Raw genomic sequence first — 17,141 nt, forward strand, 5'->3', positions numbered from 1 at the left:
CTTAGGCGCCGAGTGGCTGCTCGGCAAGACATAGCCGCTGTGAAGAGGCGCGCCGAATGACTGGCATGATTCCTGCGGTGTCGAGGCTGAACACTGGGATTCTGTGCCGATGTTGAACAGACGAACGCTGCTGACGCAGTCCGCCGGCTTTGCCGTAATGGGTCTCGCGCTCGGCAAGGCGGCGGCCGCCACCCTGACCGGCATCGAGAAGGCCTCGATGCGCGGCTCGATCAATGCCGCTGAACTCGGCGTGCAGCCCGGTACGTTTGACGACCAGAGCAAGGCCTTCGCCAAGCTGCTGCGCGACGCGAATGGCCGCGATATGCCGATCTTCCTGCCGCCCGGCACCTATGTGGTGTCCAATCTCTCGCTGCCCGGCCGCGTGCGTCTTTCCGGCGTGCCGGGTGCGACGCGGATCGTCTATGGCGGCGACGGCCATCTGTTCATGGCAGAGCAGGCCGACCATATCGAGCTCAGCGGGCTGGTTTTCGATGGCGCGAACCGCTCGATGGGCGACTACGCACAAGGGCTGCTCGACCTGCGCCGGGTCGCGCATCTTGTCGTCGACAATTGCCAGATAACCGGCAGCGGCAAGAATGGGCTGGCGCTGGAACATGCGGTAGGCCGGATCGAGCGTTCGGACATATCGGGCGCTGCCGATGCCGGCATCTATTCCGTCGAAGCCGGAGGACTGGCAATCACCGGCAACACCGTTTCCGATTGCGCCAATGGCGGCATCCTGGTGCACCGCTGGCAAGCAGCGGAAGACGGCACCATGGTCACCGGGAATCGCATCGAACGCATTGGCGCGCGCAGCGGCGGTACAGGCCAGAACGGCAACGGCATCAATGCCTTCCGCGCCGGAAATGTCGTCGTCTCGGGCAATGTGGTTTCGGACTGCGCGTTCTCCGCGATCCGGGCCAATAGTTCCAGCAATCTGCAGATATCTGCTAACACCTGCTCACGCTCGGGCGAGACCGCCGTCTATTCCGAGTTCTCGTTCGAGGGCGCCGTCATCTCCAACAACATCGTCGACGGCGCGGCCAACGGCATCTCGATCGTCAACTTCAACGAAGGCGGCCGCATGGGTGTCTGCTCCGGCAACATCGTGCGCAATTTGTCGACATCGGGCCCCTACACCGCCGACCCGCCCGGTTTCGGCGTCGGTATCGCCGTCGAAGCCGACACCATTGCTTCCAACAACGTCATCGAGAACGCGCCGCTCTACGGCATGTCGATCGGCTGGGGGCCGTATTTGCGCAATGTCGTGGCCACGGGAAACATCATCCGCAAGGCAGGCACCGGCATCGTCGTCAGCGTGGTCGAGGGTGCCGGCACCGCCGTCATCTCCGACAATGTCATCGACGGTGCGTCGAACGGGGCGGTTGTCGGCCAGCGCTGGGCCGAACCGGTGACGTCAGATCTCACCCAGACCAGCAGCAGCGGCTATGCGCATCTAACCGTCGAGCGCAACCGCGTGAGCTGACCGCTGCTTTCAACTCAAGGCCGGCGTCGGCCTCAGCGCCCCGACCAGGGCGCCAATCCGGCTTTCGATGGGCGCGTTCGCCAGTTCGAGCAGCTTCGCCGCCAAGGCTTCGTCCGCCTGCAGGAGCCTTGCGAGGATGGCGGCAGCGATTGCGTCGCCGGCGCGACCGGCACCATCATCGCATTTGACCGCGATGCCAAGGCCGAGTTCCGGAATTGCGGCACAATGGACGCCCTCAGCTCCGCCTTTGCCAAAAATCCGCCCGGGAGCGGCTTCCATCAGCAACAGGTCCGCACGGCCGGTGCCCGCGACGAAGAAGGGCTCCGCCATGCAGGCCGAAAGCAGCCGCTTCGCAGCTTTCGCCCGCTCGGGGCCAAAGCCGTGTCCCGTCGCCATGCGGGCAAAACCGAGCGCGAAACTCCTCAGCGGCACCGCATAGGTCGGGATCGAGCAGCCATCGGTCGCACGTTCGTCGGCGCCGTGGATAGCGCCGGTGACTGACTGCATGGCGTCGCGCACCATTTCCTGCAAAGCGTGCCCTGCCTTGACGTAGCCGCGATGCTCAATGCCGGAATGGACGCAGGTGCAAAGAAAGCCGGAATGCTTGCCGGAACAGTTGTTGTGAAGCGCATTTGGTGAACCGCCGGCGCGTGCGAGCGCAATCTCGGCGTCATGGTCCGAGGGCCAGTGGGTGCCGCATTCGAGCGCCGACCTTTCCAGCCCGGCCCGGGCCAGCATGGACCGCGCCAGGTCGACATGTGCCGGCTCGCCGGAATGGGAGGCACACGCCAGCGCCAGTTCGCGGTTGCCGAAGCCGTAGGCATCGGCGGCACCCGTTTCGACAAGCGGCAGGGCCTGGATCGCCTTGACGGCGGAGCGGGGAAAGACCGGCTTCGATGTGTCGCCGATCTCCAGGACCGGCTTGCCGTCGGCATCGAAGACGGCGACGGCGCCGCGATGTGCGCTCTCGACAATGGCGCCGCGCAAGACTTCGATCAGAACCGGATTGGCCATGTCACCTCACGTGAATGCCGGGGCGGTTTACCTGATCCGATCAAGAATGGAAACGTAGTTGGCGACAGCCGCGCCGCCCATGTTGAAAATGCCGCCGAGTTTTGCGCCCGGCACCTGGATGCCGCCGGCTTCACCAACAAGCTGCATGGCGGTCAAGACATGCATGGAGACGCCGGTGGCGCCGATCGGATGGCCCTTGGCCTTCAGGCCGCCGGAGGGATTGACCGGCAGGCGGCCGTCCTTCGCCGTCGTGCCGTCGAGCGCCAGCTTGGCGCCTTCACCGGGCTTGGCCAGCCCCATCGCCTCATACTCGATCAATTCGGCGATGGTGAAACAGTCATGCGTCTCGACGAAGGAGAGGTCGTCGAGCGTCACGCCGGCATTCTTCAAAGCGCGGGTCCAGGCCTGCTCGCAGCCTTCGAAGGCCAGGATGTCGCGCTTCGACATCGGCAGGAAATCCTGCACGTGTTCGTTGGCGCGGAAGGCGACCGCGCGGCGCATCTTCAGCGCCGTCGCCGTGTCGGCAAGAACAAGGGCGGCGGCGCCATCGGAGACCAGCGAGCAGTCGGTGCGCTTCAAGGGTCCCGCGACGAACGGGTTTTTCTCGCTCTCCTGCCGGCAGAAATCATAGCCGAAATCCTTGCGCATCTGGGCATAGGGATTGTCGACGCCGTTCTTGTGGTTCTTGGCGGCGATCATGGCGAGCGCATCCGACTGGTCGCCATAACGCTGGAAATAGGCCTGCGCGATCTTGCCGAAGACGCCGGCAAAGCCGGCCGGCGTGTCACCGTCCTCGGGCAGATAGGACGCCTTGAGCAGGTTCTTGCCGATTTCCGGCCCCGGCGTGGTCGTCATCTGCTCGGCGCCGACCACCAGAACGACCCGGGCAGCGTTTGCATCGATGGCGCGGATGCCTTGCCGGACGGCGGCCGAACCGGTGGCGCAAGCATTCTCGACGCGGGTGGCCGGCTTGAAGCGCAGCCGGTCATCGGCCTGGAGAACCAGGCTTGCCGTGAAATCCTGCGCCGAAAAACCGGCGTTGAAATGGCCAAGCACGATCTCGTCGACCTCGTCCGGGCCGATGCCGGCATGATCGAGCGCGTCCGTCGCGACCTTGACGATCAGGGTTTCGAGCGTCTCGCCCTCGAGCTTGCCGAAGCGCGAATGTGCCCAGCCAACGATACATGCGGTCATGGCGGTCTCCATCATTGGCGCCAGCCTAGCATTTGGGCTCATGGCGCACTTCGCCTTTATTGTTCAAATATAAACATTCTTGCTCGAACCGTGAAGAGCCGCCACGCAACAATCGCTTGGTGCAGGTCGCGTCAGCATCGATTTTTTGTTGATTGACGCGTCAATAAAAATAATCTCCCGAAAAATCGGGAATAGCATGCCAAAAGTCGGAATGGAGCCATTGCGCCGCAAGGCGCTCATCGACGCGACGATCTCGGCGATCGGCGAGCGCGGCTCGCTTGACGTGACAATGTCCGAGATTGCCGGACGCGCCGGCGTCTCCTCTGCGCTTGCCCATCACTATTTCGGCGCCAAGGACGAGCTGCTGTTCGCGACGATGCGGCACATCCTGGCCGAACTGACCATCGACATGCGCCGCGCGCTTCAATCCACCACGTCTCCGCGCGAGCGCGTCTCGGCCGTGGTCGCTGTCAATTTTTCCGACATGCAGTTCCAGGCGGAGACCATCGCCGCATGGCTCGCCTTCTATGTCGAGGCGCAGCAATCGTCCTCGCTGCGCCGGTTGCTCAGAATCTACGCAAGGCGGCTGCATTCGAATCTGATGAGCGGTTTGATCGGTATCCTGCCCAGGACCGAAGCCGACCGCGCCGCGGAAGCGACGGCGGCAATGATCGACGGGCTCTACATCAGGCGCGCGCTGAAGGATGGCGTGCCCGACGCCGCGACCGCGATCGCCCTGGTAGAGGATTATCTCGAAATCAAACTTGGCGGACAGCACAAACAGTGACAGCGAAGCGACCCAATTTCATGATCGTCATGGTCGACCAGCTCAACGGGACCTTTTTCCCGGATGGGCCGGCGGAATTTCTGCACACGCCGCATCTGAAAGCGCTGGCCGCGCGTTCGGCGCGCTTCGCCAACAACTACACCGCCTCGCCGCTCTGCGCACCGGGCCGCGCCTCGTTCATGAGCGGCCAGTTGCCGTCGCGCACCGGTGTCTACGACAATGCCGCTGAATTTGCCTCGTCGATCCCGACCTTCGCCCATCATTTGCGTGCCGCCGGCTACTACACATGCCTGTCGGGCAAGATGCATTTCGTCGGACCGGATCAGTTGCACGGTTTCGAGGAGCGGCTGACCACCGACATCTATCCGGCGGATTTCGGCTGGACGCCGGACTATCGCAAACCCGGAGAGCGCATCGACTGGTGGTATCACAATCTGGGTTCGGTAACAGGCGCCGGTATCGCCGAGACCACCAACCAGATGGAGTATGACGACGAGGTCGTGTTCCTTGCGTCTCAGAAACTCTATCAGCTTTCACGCGAACAGGACGATGTCAGCCATCGGCCCTGGTGCCTTACCGTCTCGCTTTCGCACCCGCATGATCCCTATGTCGCGCGCAGGCAGTATTGGGATCTCTATGAGCATTGCCAGGCGCTGGATCCGGAAACCGGGTTCATCGCGCATGACGATCAGGATACGCATTCCCAGCGGCTGTACCATGCCAGCGACTATCCCTCTTTCGAGATCACGCCCGAGCAGGTGCGTCGTTCGCGGCGCGGCTATTTCGCCAACATCTCCTATGTCGACGACAAGCTCGGCGAGCTCCTCGACGTTCTCACGCGAACGCGCATGCTCGACGACACGATCATCCTGTTCTGCTCGGATCACGGCGACATGCTGGGCGAGCGAGGCCTGTGGTTCAAGATGAGCTTTTTCGAAGGCTCGGCGCGGGTGCCGTTGATGATCGCCGGCAAGGGCATTCGTGCCGGGCTGGTCGAGGCGCCGGTTTCCAATCTCGACGTGGCGCCAACGCTTTGCGACCTCGCCGGCATCGACATCGGGTCGATCGCGCCATGGACCGACGGCCAGTCGCTGCTGCCGCTCACCAAGGGCGGTCAGCGCACGGCACCGGTGTTGATCGAGTACGCCGCGGAGGGCTCCCATGCGCCCTTGGTGGCAATCCGCGAGGGCCGCTACAAATTCATCCATTGCGAACTCGATCCGCCGCAATTGTTCGATCTCGAAGCCGATCCGCTGGAGCGGGACAATCTCGCCGATGATCCCGCCAATGCGGCGTTGGTAGCCGAGTTCATGGGTAAGGTCAGGGCGCGTTGGGACATGGCCGGCTTCGACGCCGCCGTGCGCGAGAGCCAGGCACGCCGCTGGGTCGTCTATCCGGCGCTGCGCAACGGCGCCTATTACCCTTGGGATTTCCAGCCGCTGCAGAGGGCGTCAGAGCGGTACATGCGCAATCACATGAACCTCGACAATCTCGAAGAGAGCAAAAGGTACCCGCGAGGCGAATGATGGCAGATCTTCTCGTTCCCACCCTCGATCACCTCATGCAGGCCTATGCCGTGACATCACGGGCGACGCAGATCACGCCGCTGCTGGAATCGACGGCGCTCGCCAGGGAAACCGGCGCGGCCCGGGTCTTCATCAAGCCGGAATCGCTGCAATGGGCCGGATCCTTCAAGGTTCGCGGCGCCTATTGGCGGCTGAAGCGGCTTTCGCCCGACGAGGCGAGGAAGGGCGTCGTCGCCTATTCCTCAGGCAATTTCGCGCAAGGGCTGGCCGCGGCCGGCCAGGCGCTCGGCATCCCGGTGACCATCGTCATGCCGATCGACGCACCGGCCGCCAAGCGTGACGCGACATCCGGCTATGGCGCCCGCGTCATGCTGACCGATCATGGCGATCGGGCCCGCGAGGAAGTCGCGGCCGCAAAGGCGCGCGAGATCGCGGAGACCGAAGGCCTGGCCCTTTTGCATCCATTCGACGATCCGGAGATCGTCGCCGGTCAGGCGGGCGCCGGCCTCGAGGCGCTCGACCAACTGTCGGCCAAGGACGCCAGCGCCGATCTTTTGTTCTGCTCGGTCGGCGGCGGTGGGCTGATCGGCGGCGTTTCGCTCGCCTTCCACTATTTGTCGCCGGCGACCGAGATCATCGGCGTCGAGCCCGAAGGGTTCAACGGCATGGGCTCGTCACTGGCGCACGGCTCGATCGAGACTATGCCGATCGGCCCGAAGTCGATCTGCGACGGGCTGATGTCGCGCCGGCCGGGCGACGCCCCCTTCGCAGCGGTCAAGGCAGCGGGTGTTCGCGGCATCACCGTCGACGACCAGTCGGTGCGGCGGGCAATGAAGATCGCCTTCGAGCGGATGAAGCTGGTGCTGGAGCCTTCGGGCGCGGCGTCGCTGGCGGCGCTGCTCGGCGGCAAGGTGGATGTGGCGGGAAAGACCGTCCTTGTGGTGGCAACCGGCGGCAATGTCTCGCTCGCCGATTTTATGGCGCATATGAACCATGCTTGAAGCGGATTTCGTCATCATCGGCTCCGGCTCCGCCGGCTCGGCCATGGCCTATCGCCTGTCTGAAGACGGCAAGCATTCGGTCATCGTCATCGAATTCGGCGGCACCGATCTCGGGCCTCTGATCCAGATGCCGTCGGCGCTGTCGATCCCGCTCAACATGAACCTCTACGACTGGGGGTTCGCCAGTGAGCCGGAGCCGCATCTGGGCGGCCGCGTGCTGGCGACGCCGCGCGGCAAGGTGATCGGCGGCTCGTCCTCGATCAACGGCATGGTCTATGTGCGCGGCCACGCCCGTGACTTCGACCATTGGGCCGAACAGGGAGCAGCCGGCTGGGGTTTCGCCGACGTGCTCCCCTATTTCAAGCGAATGGAAGATTCCGACGGTGGCGAGGATGGCTGGCGCGGGCACGGCGGCCCGCTGCATGTACAGCGCGGCTCGCGGCGCAATCCGCTCTATGGCGCCTTCGTCGAAGCGGGCCGGCAGGCAGGGTTTGAACTGACCGACGACTACAATGGCGCCAAGCAGGAAGGCTTCGGCCCGATGGAGCAGACCATTCTGGGCGGCCGCCGCTGGTCGGCGGCATCAGCCTATCTGAAGCCGGCGCTCAGGCGCAAAAACGTGAGTCTGGTCAAAGGCTTTGCGCGCCGGGTGATCATCGAGAATCAACGCGCCATCGGCGTCGAGATCGAAGCTCACAAACAGATTCAGGTCGTTAAGGCGCGACGCGAAGTGATCGTCGCGGCGTCGTCGATCAACTCGCCAAAAATCCTGATGCTGTCCGGTATCGGCCCGGCCGGGCATTTGCGCGAGAACGGCATTGCCGTCGTGGCCGACCGGCCCGGTGTCGGCGGCAACCTGCAGGACCATCTGGAGCTCTACATCCAGCAGGAATCGACCAAACCGATCACCCTGAATTCAGTGCTGAACCCGTTCTCCAAGTCGATGATCGGGGCGCAGTGGCTGTTCTTCAAATCGGGCCTGGGTGCCACCAATCATTTCGAGGCCGCCGCCTTTGTGCGCTCGCAGGCAGGTGTCGACTATCCCGACATCCAGTATCACTTCATCCCGGCGGCGGTGCGTTATGACGGCAAGGCGGCGGCGAAGTCGCATGGCTTCCAGGCGCATGTCGGGCCGATGCGCTCGAAGTCGCGCGGCTCGGTGACGTTGCGCTCGCCGGATCCGAAAGCAAAGCCGGTCATCCGCTTCAACTACATGTCGCATCCGGACGATTGGGCGGAGTTCCGCCATTGCATCCGCCTGACCCGCGAAATCTTCGGCCAGTCGGCCTTCGATGCCTATCGCGGACAGGAACTCTCGCCGGGCAGCCATGTCCAGTCGGATGACGATCTCGATATGTTCATTCGCGACCACGCCGAAAGCGCCTACCACCCCTGCGGCACCTGCCGAATGGGCCACATCGATGATCAATCGAGCGTCGTCGATCCGGAATGCCGGGTCATTGGCGTCGACGGACTGCGGGTCGCCGACTCCTCGATCTTCCCGCGCGTGACCAACGGCAACCTCAACGCACCATCGATCATGACCGGCGAGAAGGCGTCCGATCACATCCTTGGCCGTACACCGCTCGCGCCTTCCAACCAGGAGCCATGGATCAATCCGCGCTGGCAGGCATCTGACAGATAGGCCATGATCCGCCGATAGAGTGAGCCGCCCGACAGCCGCGCGCCCAATAGCCGACGCGCGGGGGCGAAATGATTTGGAGACTTCCGATGCGCGCTCAGCCCACGGCTTCGCACTATGTCAACGGACGCTATATCGAGGACGAAGGCGGCGCGCCGCTGCCGGTGATCTACCCTGCCACGGGCGAGACCATCGCCATGCTGCGTTCGGCGACGCCGAACGTGCTGGAACTCGCCATCGAGGCCGCACGCGCCGCCCAGCCGGCCTGGGCGCGGCTCAAGCCGGTCGAGCGCGGCCGCATTCTGCGCCGTGCCGCAGACATTTTGCGCGCCCGCAACGCCGGCCTTGCCCGCATCGAGACGCTGGACACCGGCAAGGCGATCCAGGAGACGCTGGTGGCGGACGCGCCTTCGGCAGCCGATTGCCTCGAATATTTTGCCGGCGCGGTCGCCGTCTTCAATGGCGAAGCGGTCGACCTCGGCGGACCTTTCGCCTACACGCGCCGCGAGGCGCTTGGCGTCTGCGTCGGCATCGGCGCATGGAACTATCCGATCCAGATCGCCGGCTGGAAATCGGCGCCGGCGCTCGCCATGGGCAACGCCATGGTGTTCAAGCCATCGGAAAACACGCCGCTTTCGGCACTGGCGATGGCCGAGATCTACTCGGAAGCCGGCCTGCCCGATGGGCTGTTCAACGTCGTGCAAGGCTATGGCGATGTCGGCGCCGGGCTTGTCGGACACGAGGTCGTCGCCAAGGTCTCGGTGACCGGCTCTGTGCCGACCGGGCGCAAGGTCCTGTCGCTGGCCGGCTCCAAGATGAAGCACGCGACGATGGAACTCGGCGGCAAGTCGCCGCTGATCGTCTTCGACGATGCCGATCTCGAAAACGCCATTGGCGGCGCCATGCTCGGCAATTTCTATTCGAGCGGCCAGATCTGTTCCAACGGCACACGCGTCTTCGTGCAGAGCGGCATTCACGACCGCTTTGTCGAGCGGCTGGTCGAGCGAACCAAGAAAATCCGCATCGGCGATCCGCTCGATCCCGAGACGCAGATGGGCCCGTTGGTCAACAAGGCGCAGCAAGACAAGGTCGTCGGCTATATCGAGGCCGGCAAGCAGGAAGGGGCCACGCTGGCCTGTGGCGGCAACGTGCCGTCGCTGCAAGGCTTCCAAGGCGGCTTCTTTGTCGAGCCGACGGTCTTCACAGGCGTCACCGACACCATGCGCATCGCCCGCGAAGAGATTTTCGGCCCGGTCATGAGCGTGCTGAAATTCGACGGCGAGGACGAGGTTATAGACCGCGCCAACGACACCGAGTTCGGCCTTGCCGCGGGCGTCTTCACACGCGATCTGCCGCGCGCCCACCGCGTCATTGCCGAGTTGCAGGCCGGAACCTGCTGGATCAACGCCTACAATCTGACCCCTGTGGAAATCCCCTTCGGCGGCGTCAAGCAATCGGGCATCGGCCGCGAGAATTCGCTGGCGGCACTGGCGCTCTATTCGCAGCTGAAATCGGTCTATGTCGAGACCGGGGACGTGGCGAGCCCGTACTGATCCCGCCTACTTCTGCACCGTGCTATCCAGATACTGGGTCAGCGCACAGACGAGATGATAGAAGATGCTCGCCGGCACGTCCGATGCCAGCGAGCGGCCGCGTTCGTCGATGCGGTCGATCCAGAGGCCCAGCGGCGCCGGGTCGATGTGCCAGCGGAACAGCCGGCCGACGCGCGCCTCGATTTCCGGCTTGAGATCAGGGCCGCCCGAGCCATCCAGCGCGATCGCCGCCTTGAGCGCTTCGGCCTGCGGCCAGCTGCGCGATATCAGGTCGAGCGGCAGGCCCTGCCGCGAGACTGCCCCATAGGCAAGGCCGGTGGCACGGTTGAGGCCGTTGGCGATCGCCGAGGCATAGAGTTTTCTGGCATAGACGCTCAGTTCGGCCTGGCCGCTGCGACCGGCAAAATCGACCAGCAGCGATGCCCATTCGAAGTGATGGCCAGGTTCGGTCCAGGTTCCCTTCTCTCCCAGGACCGGTTTCCATTCGGAATCGAAATACTCGCCGAGCGTCCAGCTCTCGAGGTCGAAGAAATGGCTGCGGAAGAGGTCGATGATGCGGGCCGCGCGACGCAGATGCGCGCGCTCGCCGGTCGCCTGGTGCCAGGCCAGGAAGGCTTCGAGCAGATGCATGTGCGGATTGGAGCGCCGCTCGCCGGCCCCGTCCGACGTCTCGAGGAACCCCGTCATGCGGCTGTCCTCCAGATGCGCGTCGAGGAAGGCGAAGGTCTCCTCGCCGAGCCGCAAGGCATGGGGATTGCCGGACATATGTGCATGCGCCAGTGCCAGCAGAATGCAGGAATGATCGTAGGCGTCCTCGACCGGGTCGGCGACGGAGCCATCGACGTTCAGCGTGCGCACCCAACCGCCCCGTTCGGTGCGGCCCTGCCCTGCCATGAAGTCGATGCCATGGGCGATCAGCCGGTCGGCCTGGCCGGTCCAGCCGCGCGCCTTGGCAACCGCGAAAGCATAGACCTGCCTGGCCTGGGTGCGCATGCGCTTGGGCTTGATGAGCGGCCTGGTGTCGAAACCCAGCGCCTCGTGGAAGCCGCCATGGCGCTCGTCGACGCCTGATGTCGACCATAGCGGCAAGGTCTCCTGGAACAGCCAGTGATGCACGCGCCGCCGCCAGGCGCCGCTTTCGATGACGCGGTCGTGCGCCGGCGTGAATCTGGTTTCCAGCCGTCCCGATTTTTCGAGTTGTTCGACGATCTTCTTGACGTGCTGGCTGTGGCCCACCGGGGCGACGAAAGTCGCATCCGCGGTCGAGACGATGGCAACGTCCTTCATGCCGATCGCCGACAGCAGGCGGCCGTCGCTGCGGATATAGGAATTTTCGCAATCGATGGCCACGACATCACCGACGACGACGTTGCCCCGCTCGTCGGCGGGACCGACGTCGAGGAGCGATTGCCAGGAGCCGAGATCGTTCCAGCGGAAACCGGCCGGCACCATGGCGATGTCTTTTGCCCGCTCCATGATGGCATAGTCGATCGAGTTCGACGGAATGGCCGCGTAGAGCGCCAGCGGCATATAAAGGCCGGACAGGTCCGATGTCGCCGCCTTGTAGGCCGCCTCGGTAGTGCGCCAGATATCGGGCTGGAGCGCCTCGAAGGCGTCACGCATGGCACCCGCCCGAAACAGGAAGATGCCGGTGTTCCAGTAGAAATTTCCCGCCTTGAGATAATCATTGGCCGTCGCGAGGTCGGGCTTCTCGACGAAGCGCGAAACGTCGAACACCCCGCCCTTCTCGGCCGATACCTCGATATAGCCGTAACCGGTTTCCGGCTGGGTCGGCTTGATGCCGAACACCACCAGGCGGCTGGCGCGCGCCGCCTGCGCTCCCGCTTCGATACTTTGCCAGAATTGCCCCGCCGTCGCTATTTCATGGTCGGAAGGCACCACCAGCACCAGGCTGTCGCCGAACTCCGACAGAGTGCGCAGGGTCGCCAGTGCGACGGCGGCGGCGGTGTTGCGTCCCGTCGGCTCGAACAGGGGGCCGCCGCCTGCAAGATCGAGACCGGCCAAGTCGGCATGGACACGATCGGCGTGACGTTCCGAGGCGATGAGGAAGATCGGCGTCTCGCCAGCCGGTCTCGCCGTCAGGCGGCGCAAGGTCTTGGCCAGCATGGAGCCATCGCCCGACAGATCGTGGAATTGCTTGGGATTGTCCTCGCGTGACAGCGGCCATAGCCGAGAGCCAACGCCGCCGCTCATGACAAAACTGACGATCCGCTCGGTCATTCAGGTCTCGCGCACGGGAATTGGAGGTCGATTGGGTAGCACACACGCCCTTTAAGCGGTATTTGCCCGATTGGAAATCCGCTCCGCCGCCAGTTCGATAAAGGCCTTCACCAGGGGCGAAAGGTGACGGCTGCTCGGATAGAGCACATGCAGTCCGCCGGCCGGTGTCGTGTAATCCTCGAGGACGCGCTGCAGGCGCCCCTGATCGATCAGCCCTTCGGCCATCGCCTGGGGCAATTGGGCGACGCCGAAGCCGGCGAGCGCGGCCGCAACCACCGCCTGCATTTCATTGGCGGCGAAGCGCCCGGCGACCACGACCGTCTCCTGGCCTTGTGGTCCATCCAGCACCCAATGAGCGCCCGAGGCCGATGGACCCGCGATGACGCATCGATGGCGCGCGAGATCCGCCGGGCTTTCCGGCATTCCATATCGTGCGAGATAGTCGGGGCTGGCGCAGAGCAGCCTGCGCGCGGCACCGAGCTTGCGGGCGATCAGCGTCGAATCCTGGAGGGTGCCGGTGCGAAAGGCGAGGTCGATGCCGTCCTCGACCAGGTTGAGCTTGTCGTCGGTGAGCCGAAGCTCGACATTGGTCTTCGGATACAGCGCCAGAAAGTCGACCACGGCGCGGATGAGGAAATAGCCGCCAAAACCCACCGGGGCCGAAATGCGGATGGTGCCCGACGGTTCCGCCCTCGCCTCCGCCAGACGCAGATTCGCCTCCTCGATCGTGCGCAGCCCCTGGCTGCTTTGCTCATAATACAGACGCCCGGCATCCGTCAGGTTGAGGCTGCGTGTCGTGCGCTGCAACAGGCGCACGCCGACCTCGCGTTCGAGCGCGGCCACACGGCGGCTGACCGTCGTCTTGGGCATGGCAAGCAGACGCGCGGCGGCGGTGAAGCTGCCGGCTTCGACGACGCGAGCAAACACGATGACATCGTTGAGATCGATCATTGTACTCACTGGCGAGACAAAGTTTTCCAATTATAGGCAGTTATGCATCAATCCGACAGCGCCTAATTTTGGTCCAGGCAAACAAGCCGGACAGAGAAAAAGGAGCAGATGAAATGACCAGCAAACGAAACATTCTTGTGACCGGCGCCACGGGCCAGCAAGGCGGCGCGGTAGCGCGTGCGCTGTTGTCCAGGGGCCATCACGTCAAGGGACTGACGCGCAAGCCGGGCAGCGAGGGCGCGCGGCAACTGGCGTCGGCGGGCGCCGAGGTGGTGGCCGGCGATCTCGCCGATGCGGACTCGGTCGCGAGCGCCGCAAAAGGCGTCGACACCATGTTCCTGATGGGCAACAGCTATGAGGCCGGTCTCGAGGAAGAGACCCGTCTGGGGATCCTAGCCGCCGATGCGGCGAAGACCGCCGGCGTCGGACACCTGATCTATTCCTCCGTTGCCGACGCCGACAAGAAGACCGGCATCCCGCATTTCGAAAGCAAATATCTGGTCGAGAGACATATCGAGCAACTCGGCATTCCCCATACGATCAGCGCGCCGGTGGCCTTCATGGAGAATGCCGTTGCGCCATGGTCGATCGGTGCGCTCAACCAAGGCATCCATGCCTTCGCGATGCCGCCCAAGCGCGTCCTCCAACTCGTCTCCCTGGTGGATATCGGCGCCTTCGTGGCCGCTCTGGTCGAGCGGCGGGAACGGGTATTCGGCAAGCGCTTCGATTTCGCCGGCGACGAATTGTCCGGCGAAGAGCGGGCTAAAATCCTGTCCGACGCCATCGGCCACCCGATCCGCTATCAGGAGATCCCGATCGCAGCCGCCCGCCAGCAGAGCGAGGACGCGGCGCTGATGTTCGAATGGTTCGACCGCGTCGGCTACGACGTCGATATCGCCACCTTGCACCGGGAATTCCCGGAGGTGGGCTGGCATGGCTTTGCCGACTGGGCGCGCGATTTTGACTGGAGCGTGCTGACGGCCGCAGCGCCTGCAGCAGGGCGCTGACCTAGAGCGGTTCACCGTTTCACGGAAACGCCGAACCGCTCTATCTCTTTGTTTTTGAGCAATTCCGGACGGAAACCGCTCACACTTTCCTGGAATTGCTCTAGAAAGTCTGGTTGTAAGCGCCGACTTCCGGACTGCGGCGCAGCACGGCGTCGACGGCATCGAACATCTGCCGGCGACGCTCGGACGAGACCGGGCTTTCGACGACCACGACCAGTTCCGGCTTGTTCGACGAGGCGCGCACCAGACCCCAGGTGCCGTCCTCGGCGACGACGCGGACGCCATTGACGGTGACGAGGTCCACGATCTTCTGGCCCGCGAAACTGACACCGTCCCGCTTCATCGCCTGAAAATCGGAGACCACCCGTTCGACGACGCCGTATTTCACATCGTCCGCGCAGTGAGGCGACATGGTGGGGGTTCCGAAGGTCAGGGGCAGCGCACGGTAGAGATCGGCCATCGAACTGGCCGGGTTGCGGTCCAGCATCTGACAGATGGCGATTGCCGTGACCAACCCGTCGTCATAGCCGCGCCCGATTGGCGGGTTGAAGAAGAAATGACCTGACTTTTCGAAGCCGGCGACCGCGCCGAGTTCGGCAACGCGGCGTTTGATGTAGGAATGGCCGGTTTTCCAGTAGTCGGTGACGGCGCCATTGGCGCGCAGCACCGCGTCGGTGTCGAACAGTCCGGTCGACTTGACGTCGACGACGAAGGTCGAACCTGGATGGAGCCGCGAAATATCCCGCGCGAGCATGACGCCGACCTTGTCGGCGAAGATCTCGTTGCCTTCATTGTCGACGACACCGCAGCGGTCGCCGTCGCCATCGAAGCCCAGGCCGACATCGGCCCCCGTCTCCAGCACCTTGTCACTGATGGCATGCAGCATCAGCATGTCCTCCGGGTTGGGATTGTAGCGCGGGAAGGTATGGTCGAGTTCGGCATCGAGCGGGATCACCTCGCAACCGATGCGCCGCAAGGCTTCCGGGGCAAAGGCGCCAGCAGTGCCGTTGCCGCAAGCGGCAACCACTTTGAGCTTGCGCGTGATGCGCTTGTCCCCGGTCAGGTCGTCGAGATAGGTGGCGCGAAAATCGCGGACGAAATCATAAGAGCCACCGCCTGTAACGTCGAAATCGCCGGCCAGCACGATCGTCTTCAGCGCGGTCATCTCCTCAGGGCCAAAAGTCAGCGGCCGCGCGGCTCCCATCTTGACGCCGGTCCAGCCGTTCTCGTTGTGCGAGGCGGTGACCATGGCGACGGACTGCGTCTCCAGCGCGAACTGCGCGAAATAGGCCATCGGCGAAAGTGCCAGGCCGATGTCCTTCACCCTTGCGCCGGCCGCCATCAGCCCGGAAACCAACGCCAGCTTGATGCCAAGCGAATAGGAACGGAAATCGTGCCCGGTGACGATGTCGGGTCCGGCGCCGAGACGCCGGATCAGCGTGCCGAGCCCCATGCCAAGCGCCTGGACGCCGATCAGATTGAGTTCCGGCGGCACCGTGGAACCGGGATGGCCGAACCACCAGCGCGCATCATATTCACGAAAACCGGATGCCTTGATCAGCGCCGCAGTTTCGAATTCGAAGCTGTTGGGCCAGGCTTCGCCAACAATTTTTGGGGGCAAGACAGCAGGGCTCCAGGAGACAGAAACACGATCTATCGAGGCAGCGGCTTAGCACACAAGGCTTTAAGCCGCGTTTATCCCGGATGGAAATCCGGGCTTTCCGGCAATGCCCGACGAAAGCGCAAGAAATGCGACAGAAGTGCTGCCATTGCCGCTTGCAGGAACGAAGTGTGGCGGCTATAAGCCCGCGGTCTGGTCACGGAGTGTAGCGCAGCCTGGTAGCGCACCTCGTTCGGGACGAGGGGGTCGCAGGTTCAAATCCTGCCACTCCGACCAGAAAAAACAATGGGTTAGGCAGTCTGTAAGATGCCTACCCCACAGATATCCCCACAGAAACAGATGAGCATTTAGGCGCCTCGGTACATCCGGCATACGCACAAAGGGTTTTTGAATCCCCTCGACCATGCTGCGTGACTCCGGACCGATCACTTGGACCTTCATCACGCTGAGTTCGCGAAGCATAAGTGCGAAGGGCTTCTGCTTGATCCAGTTGGCCGGGGATCAGCCATCGCAACAAACTATTGTTTTTGCAGGTCTCTTCGAGCAGCCAACGCCGCAGCCCATCCTGAAGAAATCCGTCGGCCATGCCCTGCTCGACCAGGAACTCGCCAAAGCGACGACCGTCCTCGATCAGCAGTGTGACGTCGTATGCGCGCCAGCTCTTCTAGTCCTGTCCGAGATATTTTTCGAAGGCTGGCCGCGACCAGCTGGCCGTCGACGGCTGCACTATCGGCGCGAAGGCCGAACATTCGGTAGCGCTCAGGATACTTCAGCGCGATCATCAGCGCGCCGTGCCCGCCCATCGAATGGCCGAAGATCGCCTGGCGTGACATGTCGACCGGGAAATTCGCGGCGACCAGCGCCGGCGATTCCTCGGTGATGTAGGAGTTTATGCGGTAGTTCTTCGCATAAGGCTGCTCTGTCGCGTCGAGATAGAAGCCGGCGCCGCAGCCGAACTGCCAATTGTCCTTTTCATCCGAAACGTCGGGACCGTGGGCTGGTGTCGGGACAGACGACGACGAGCCCGAGTTCGGATGCCAGGCGCCGGTATTCGCCCTTGTCCATGACATTGGCGTGGGTGCAGGTGAGGCCGCTGTCGACTGGAACTCGTTGCTGAC

12 protein-coding genes, 1 tRNA gene and 1 pseudogene are annotated in these 17,141 nt (G+C 63.6%); 8 read left to right on the forward strand and 6 right to left on the reverse strand.

What is annotated here, in order from left to right; translation table 11 throughout:
- Positions 1 to 109: 109 nt before the first annotated feature.
- Positions 110 to 1,486: a TIGR03808 family TAT-translocated repetitive protein gene (locus EJ077_RS20810; protein WP_208695877.1), complete on the forward strand. Its 1,377-nt coding sequence runs from the start codon at positions 110 to 112 to the stop codon at positions 1,484 to 1,486.
- Between the two features lie 9 nt (positions 1,487 to 1,495).
- Here EJ077_RS20810 and EJ077_RS20815 read toward each other — a convergent pair whose 3' ends face one another.
- Entirely contained in the window at positions 1,496 to 2,500 is a 1,005-nt protein-coding gene (locus EJ077_RS20815) for an asparaginase (protein ID WP_208695878.1), read from the reverse strand.
- Positions 2,501 to 2,527: 27 nt separating this feature from the next.
- Positions 2,528 to 3,694: an acetyl-CoA acetyltransferase gene (locus EJ077_RS20820; protein WP_208695879.1), complete on the reverse strand. Its 1,167-nt coding sequence runs from the start codon at positions 3,692 to 3,694 to the stop codon at positions 2,528 to 2,530.
- A gap of 196 nt (positions 3,695 to 3,890) precedes the next feature.
- Between EJ077_RS20820 and betI the strand changes: the two genes are divergently transcribed.
- From betI to betB, 5 genes are all read left to right on the forward strand, one after another.
- Positions 3,891 to 4,481, forward strand: coding sequence for a choline-responsive transcriptional repressor BetI (gene betI, locus EJ077_RS20825; RefSeq protein ID WP_208695880.1), 591 nt, complete (start codon positions 3,891 to 3,893; stop codon positions 4,479 to 4,481).
- Positions 4,478 to 6,007, forward strand: coding sequence for a choline-sulfatase (gene betC / locus EJ077_RS20830; protein ID WP_208695881.1), 1,530 nt, complete (start codon positions 4,478 to 4,480; stop codon positions 6,005 to 6,007). The genes betI and betC overlap by 4 nt, the downstream gene beginning before the upstream one ends.
- Positions 6,004 to 7,008: a threonine/serine dehydratase gene (locus tag EJ077_RS20835; RefSeq protein WP_208695882.1), complete on the forward strand. Its 1,005-nt coding sequence runs from the start codon at positions 6,004 to 6,006 to the stop codon at positions 7,006 to 7,008. Before betC ends, EJ077_RS20835 begins: the two co-directional genes overlap by 4 nt.
- Positions 7,001 to 8,653: a choline dehydrogenase gene (betA, locus tag EJ077_RS20840; RefSeq protein WP_208695883.1), complete on the forward strand. Its 1,653-nt coding sequence runs from the start codon at positions 7,001 to 7,003 to the stop codon at positions 8,651 to 8,653. The genes EJ077_RS20835 and betA overlap by 8 nt, the downstream gene beginning before the upstream one ends.
- Positions 8,654 to 8,739: 86 nt before the next feature.
- Positions 8,740 to 10,203 (forward strand): betaine-aldehyde dehydrogenase, encoded by a 1,464-nt coding sequence (gene betB / locus EJ077_RS20845; RefSeq protein WP_208695885.1) that lies wholly within the window; start codon positions 8,740 to 8,742, stop codon positions 10,201 to 10,203.
- 6 nt (positions 10,204 to 10,209) lie between these two features.
- Here betB and EJ077_RS20850 read toward each other — a convergent pair whose 3' ends face one another.
- Positions 10,210 to 12,444 carry an AGE family epimerase/isomerase gene (locus tag EJ077_RS20850; protein WP_208695887.1) on the reverse strand — a complete coding sequence of 745 codons (2,235 nt, stop codon included), beginning with the start codon at positions 12,442 to 12,444 and terminating at the stop codon, positions 10,210 to 10,212.
- Between the two features lie 51 nt (positions 12,445 to 12,495).
- Complete coding sequence (locus EJ077_RS20855; RefSeq protein WP_208695889.1) at positions 12,496 to 13,395, reverse strand: LysR family transcriptional regulator; 900 nt, start codon at positions 13,393 to 13,395, stop codon at positions 12,496 to 12,498.
- Positions 13,396 to 13,508: 113 nt separating this feature from the next.
- Here EJ077_RS20855 and EJ077_RS20860 point away from each other — a divergent pair, with 113 nt between their 5' ends.
- A complete protein-coding gene (locus tag EJ077_RS20860; RefSeq protein ID WP_208695891.1) occupies positions 13,509 to 14,402 on the forward strand; it encodes an NmrA/HSCARG family protein in 894 nt (297 codons plus the stop codon).
- A gap of 100 nt (positions 14,403 to 14,502) precedes the next feature.
- Here EJ077_RS20860 and EJ077_RS20865 read toward each other — a convergent pair whose 3' ends face one another.
- Positions 14,503 to 16,023, reverse strand: coding sequence for a phosphomannomutase/phosphoglucomutase (locus EJ077_RS20865; protein WP_208695893.1), 1,521 nt, complete (start codon positions 16,021 to 16,023; stop codon positions 14,503 to 14,505).
- A 199-nt stretch (positions 16,024 to 16,222) separates the two neighbouring features.
- Here EJ077_RS20865 and EJ077_RS20870 point away from each other — a divergent pair.
- Positions 16,223 to 16,299, forward strand: a tRNA-Pro gene (locus EJ077_RS20870).
- 250 nt (positions 16,300 to 16,549) lie between these two features.
- Here EJ077_RS20870 and fghA read toward each other — a convergent pair.
- A pseudogene (gene fghA / locus EJ077_RS20875) lies at positions 16,550 to 17,118 on the reverse strand (S-formylglutathione hydrolase); the annotation flags it as partial.
- Positions 17,119 to 17,141: the final 23 nt, after the last annotated feature.

It is taken from the genome of Mesorhizobium sp. M8A.F.Ca.ET.057.01.1.1, from assembly GCF_003952565.1.
In the GTDB taxonomy this organism is placed as follows: domain Bacteria; phylum Pseudomonadota; class Alphaproteobacteria; order Rhizobiales; family Rhizobiaceae; genus Mesorhizobium.

What these genes read in the sequence shown, in the direction of transcription:
- betA (WP_208695883.1), top strand. Translation starts at nt 7,001, where the DNA reads ATGCTTGAAGCGGATTTCGTCATCATCGGCTCCGGCTCCGCCGGCTCG.
- EJ077_RS20815 (WP_208695878.1), bottom strand. Translation starts at nt 2,500, where the DNA reads ATGGCCAATCCGGTTCTGATCGAAGTCTTGCGCGGCGCCATTGTCGAG.
- EJ077_RS20855 (WP_208695889.1), bottom strand. Translation starts at nt 13,395, where the DNA reads ATGATCGATCTCAACGATGTCATCGTGTTTGCTCGCGTCGTCGAAGCC.
- EJ077_RS20810 (WP_208695877.1), top strand. Translation starts at nt 110, where the DNA reads ATGTTGAACAGACGAACGCTGCTGACGCAGTCCGCCGGCTTTGCCGTA.
- betB (WP_208695885.1), top strand. Translation starts at nt 8,740, where the DNA reads ATGCGCGCTCAGCCCACGGCTTCGCACTATGTCAACGGACGCTATATC.
- EJ077_RS20835 (WP_208695882.1), top strand. Translation starts at nt 6,004, where the DNA reads ATGATGGCAGATCTTCTCGTTCCCACCCTCGATCACCTCATGCAGGCC.
- EJ077_RS20820 (WP_208695879.1), bottom strand. Translation starts at nt 3,694, where the DNA reads ATGACCGCATGTATCGTTGGCTGGGCACATTCGCGCTTCGGCAAGCTC.
- EJ077_RS20850 (WP_208695887.1), bottom strand. Translation starts at nt 12,444, where the DNA reads ATGACCGAGCGGATCGTCAGTTTTGTCATGAGCGGCGGCGTTGGCTCT.
- betI (WP_208695880.1), top strand. Translation starts at nt 3,891, where the DNA reads ATGCCAAAAGTCGGAATGGAGCCATTGCGCCGCAAGGCGCTCATCGAC.
- EJ077_RS20860 (WP_208695891.1), top strand. Translation starts at nt 13,509, where the DNA reads ATGACCAGCAAACGAAACATTCTTGTGACCGGCGCCACGGGCCAGCAA.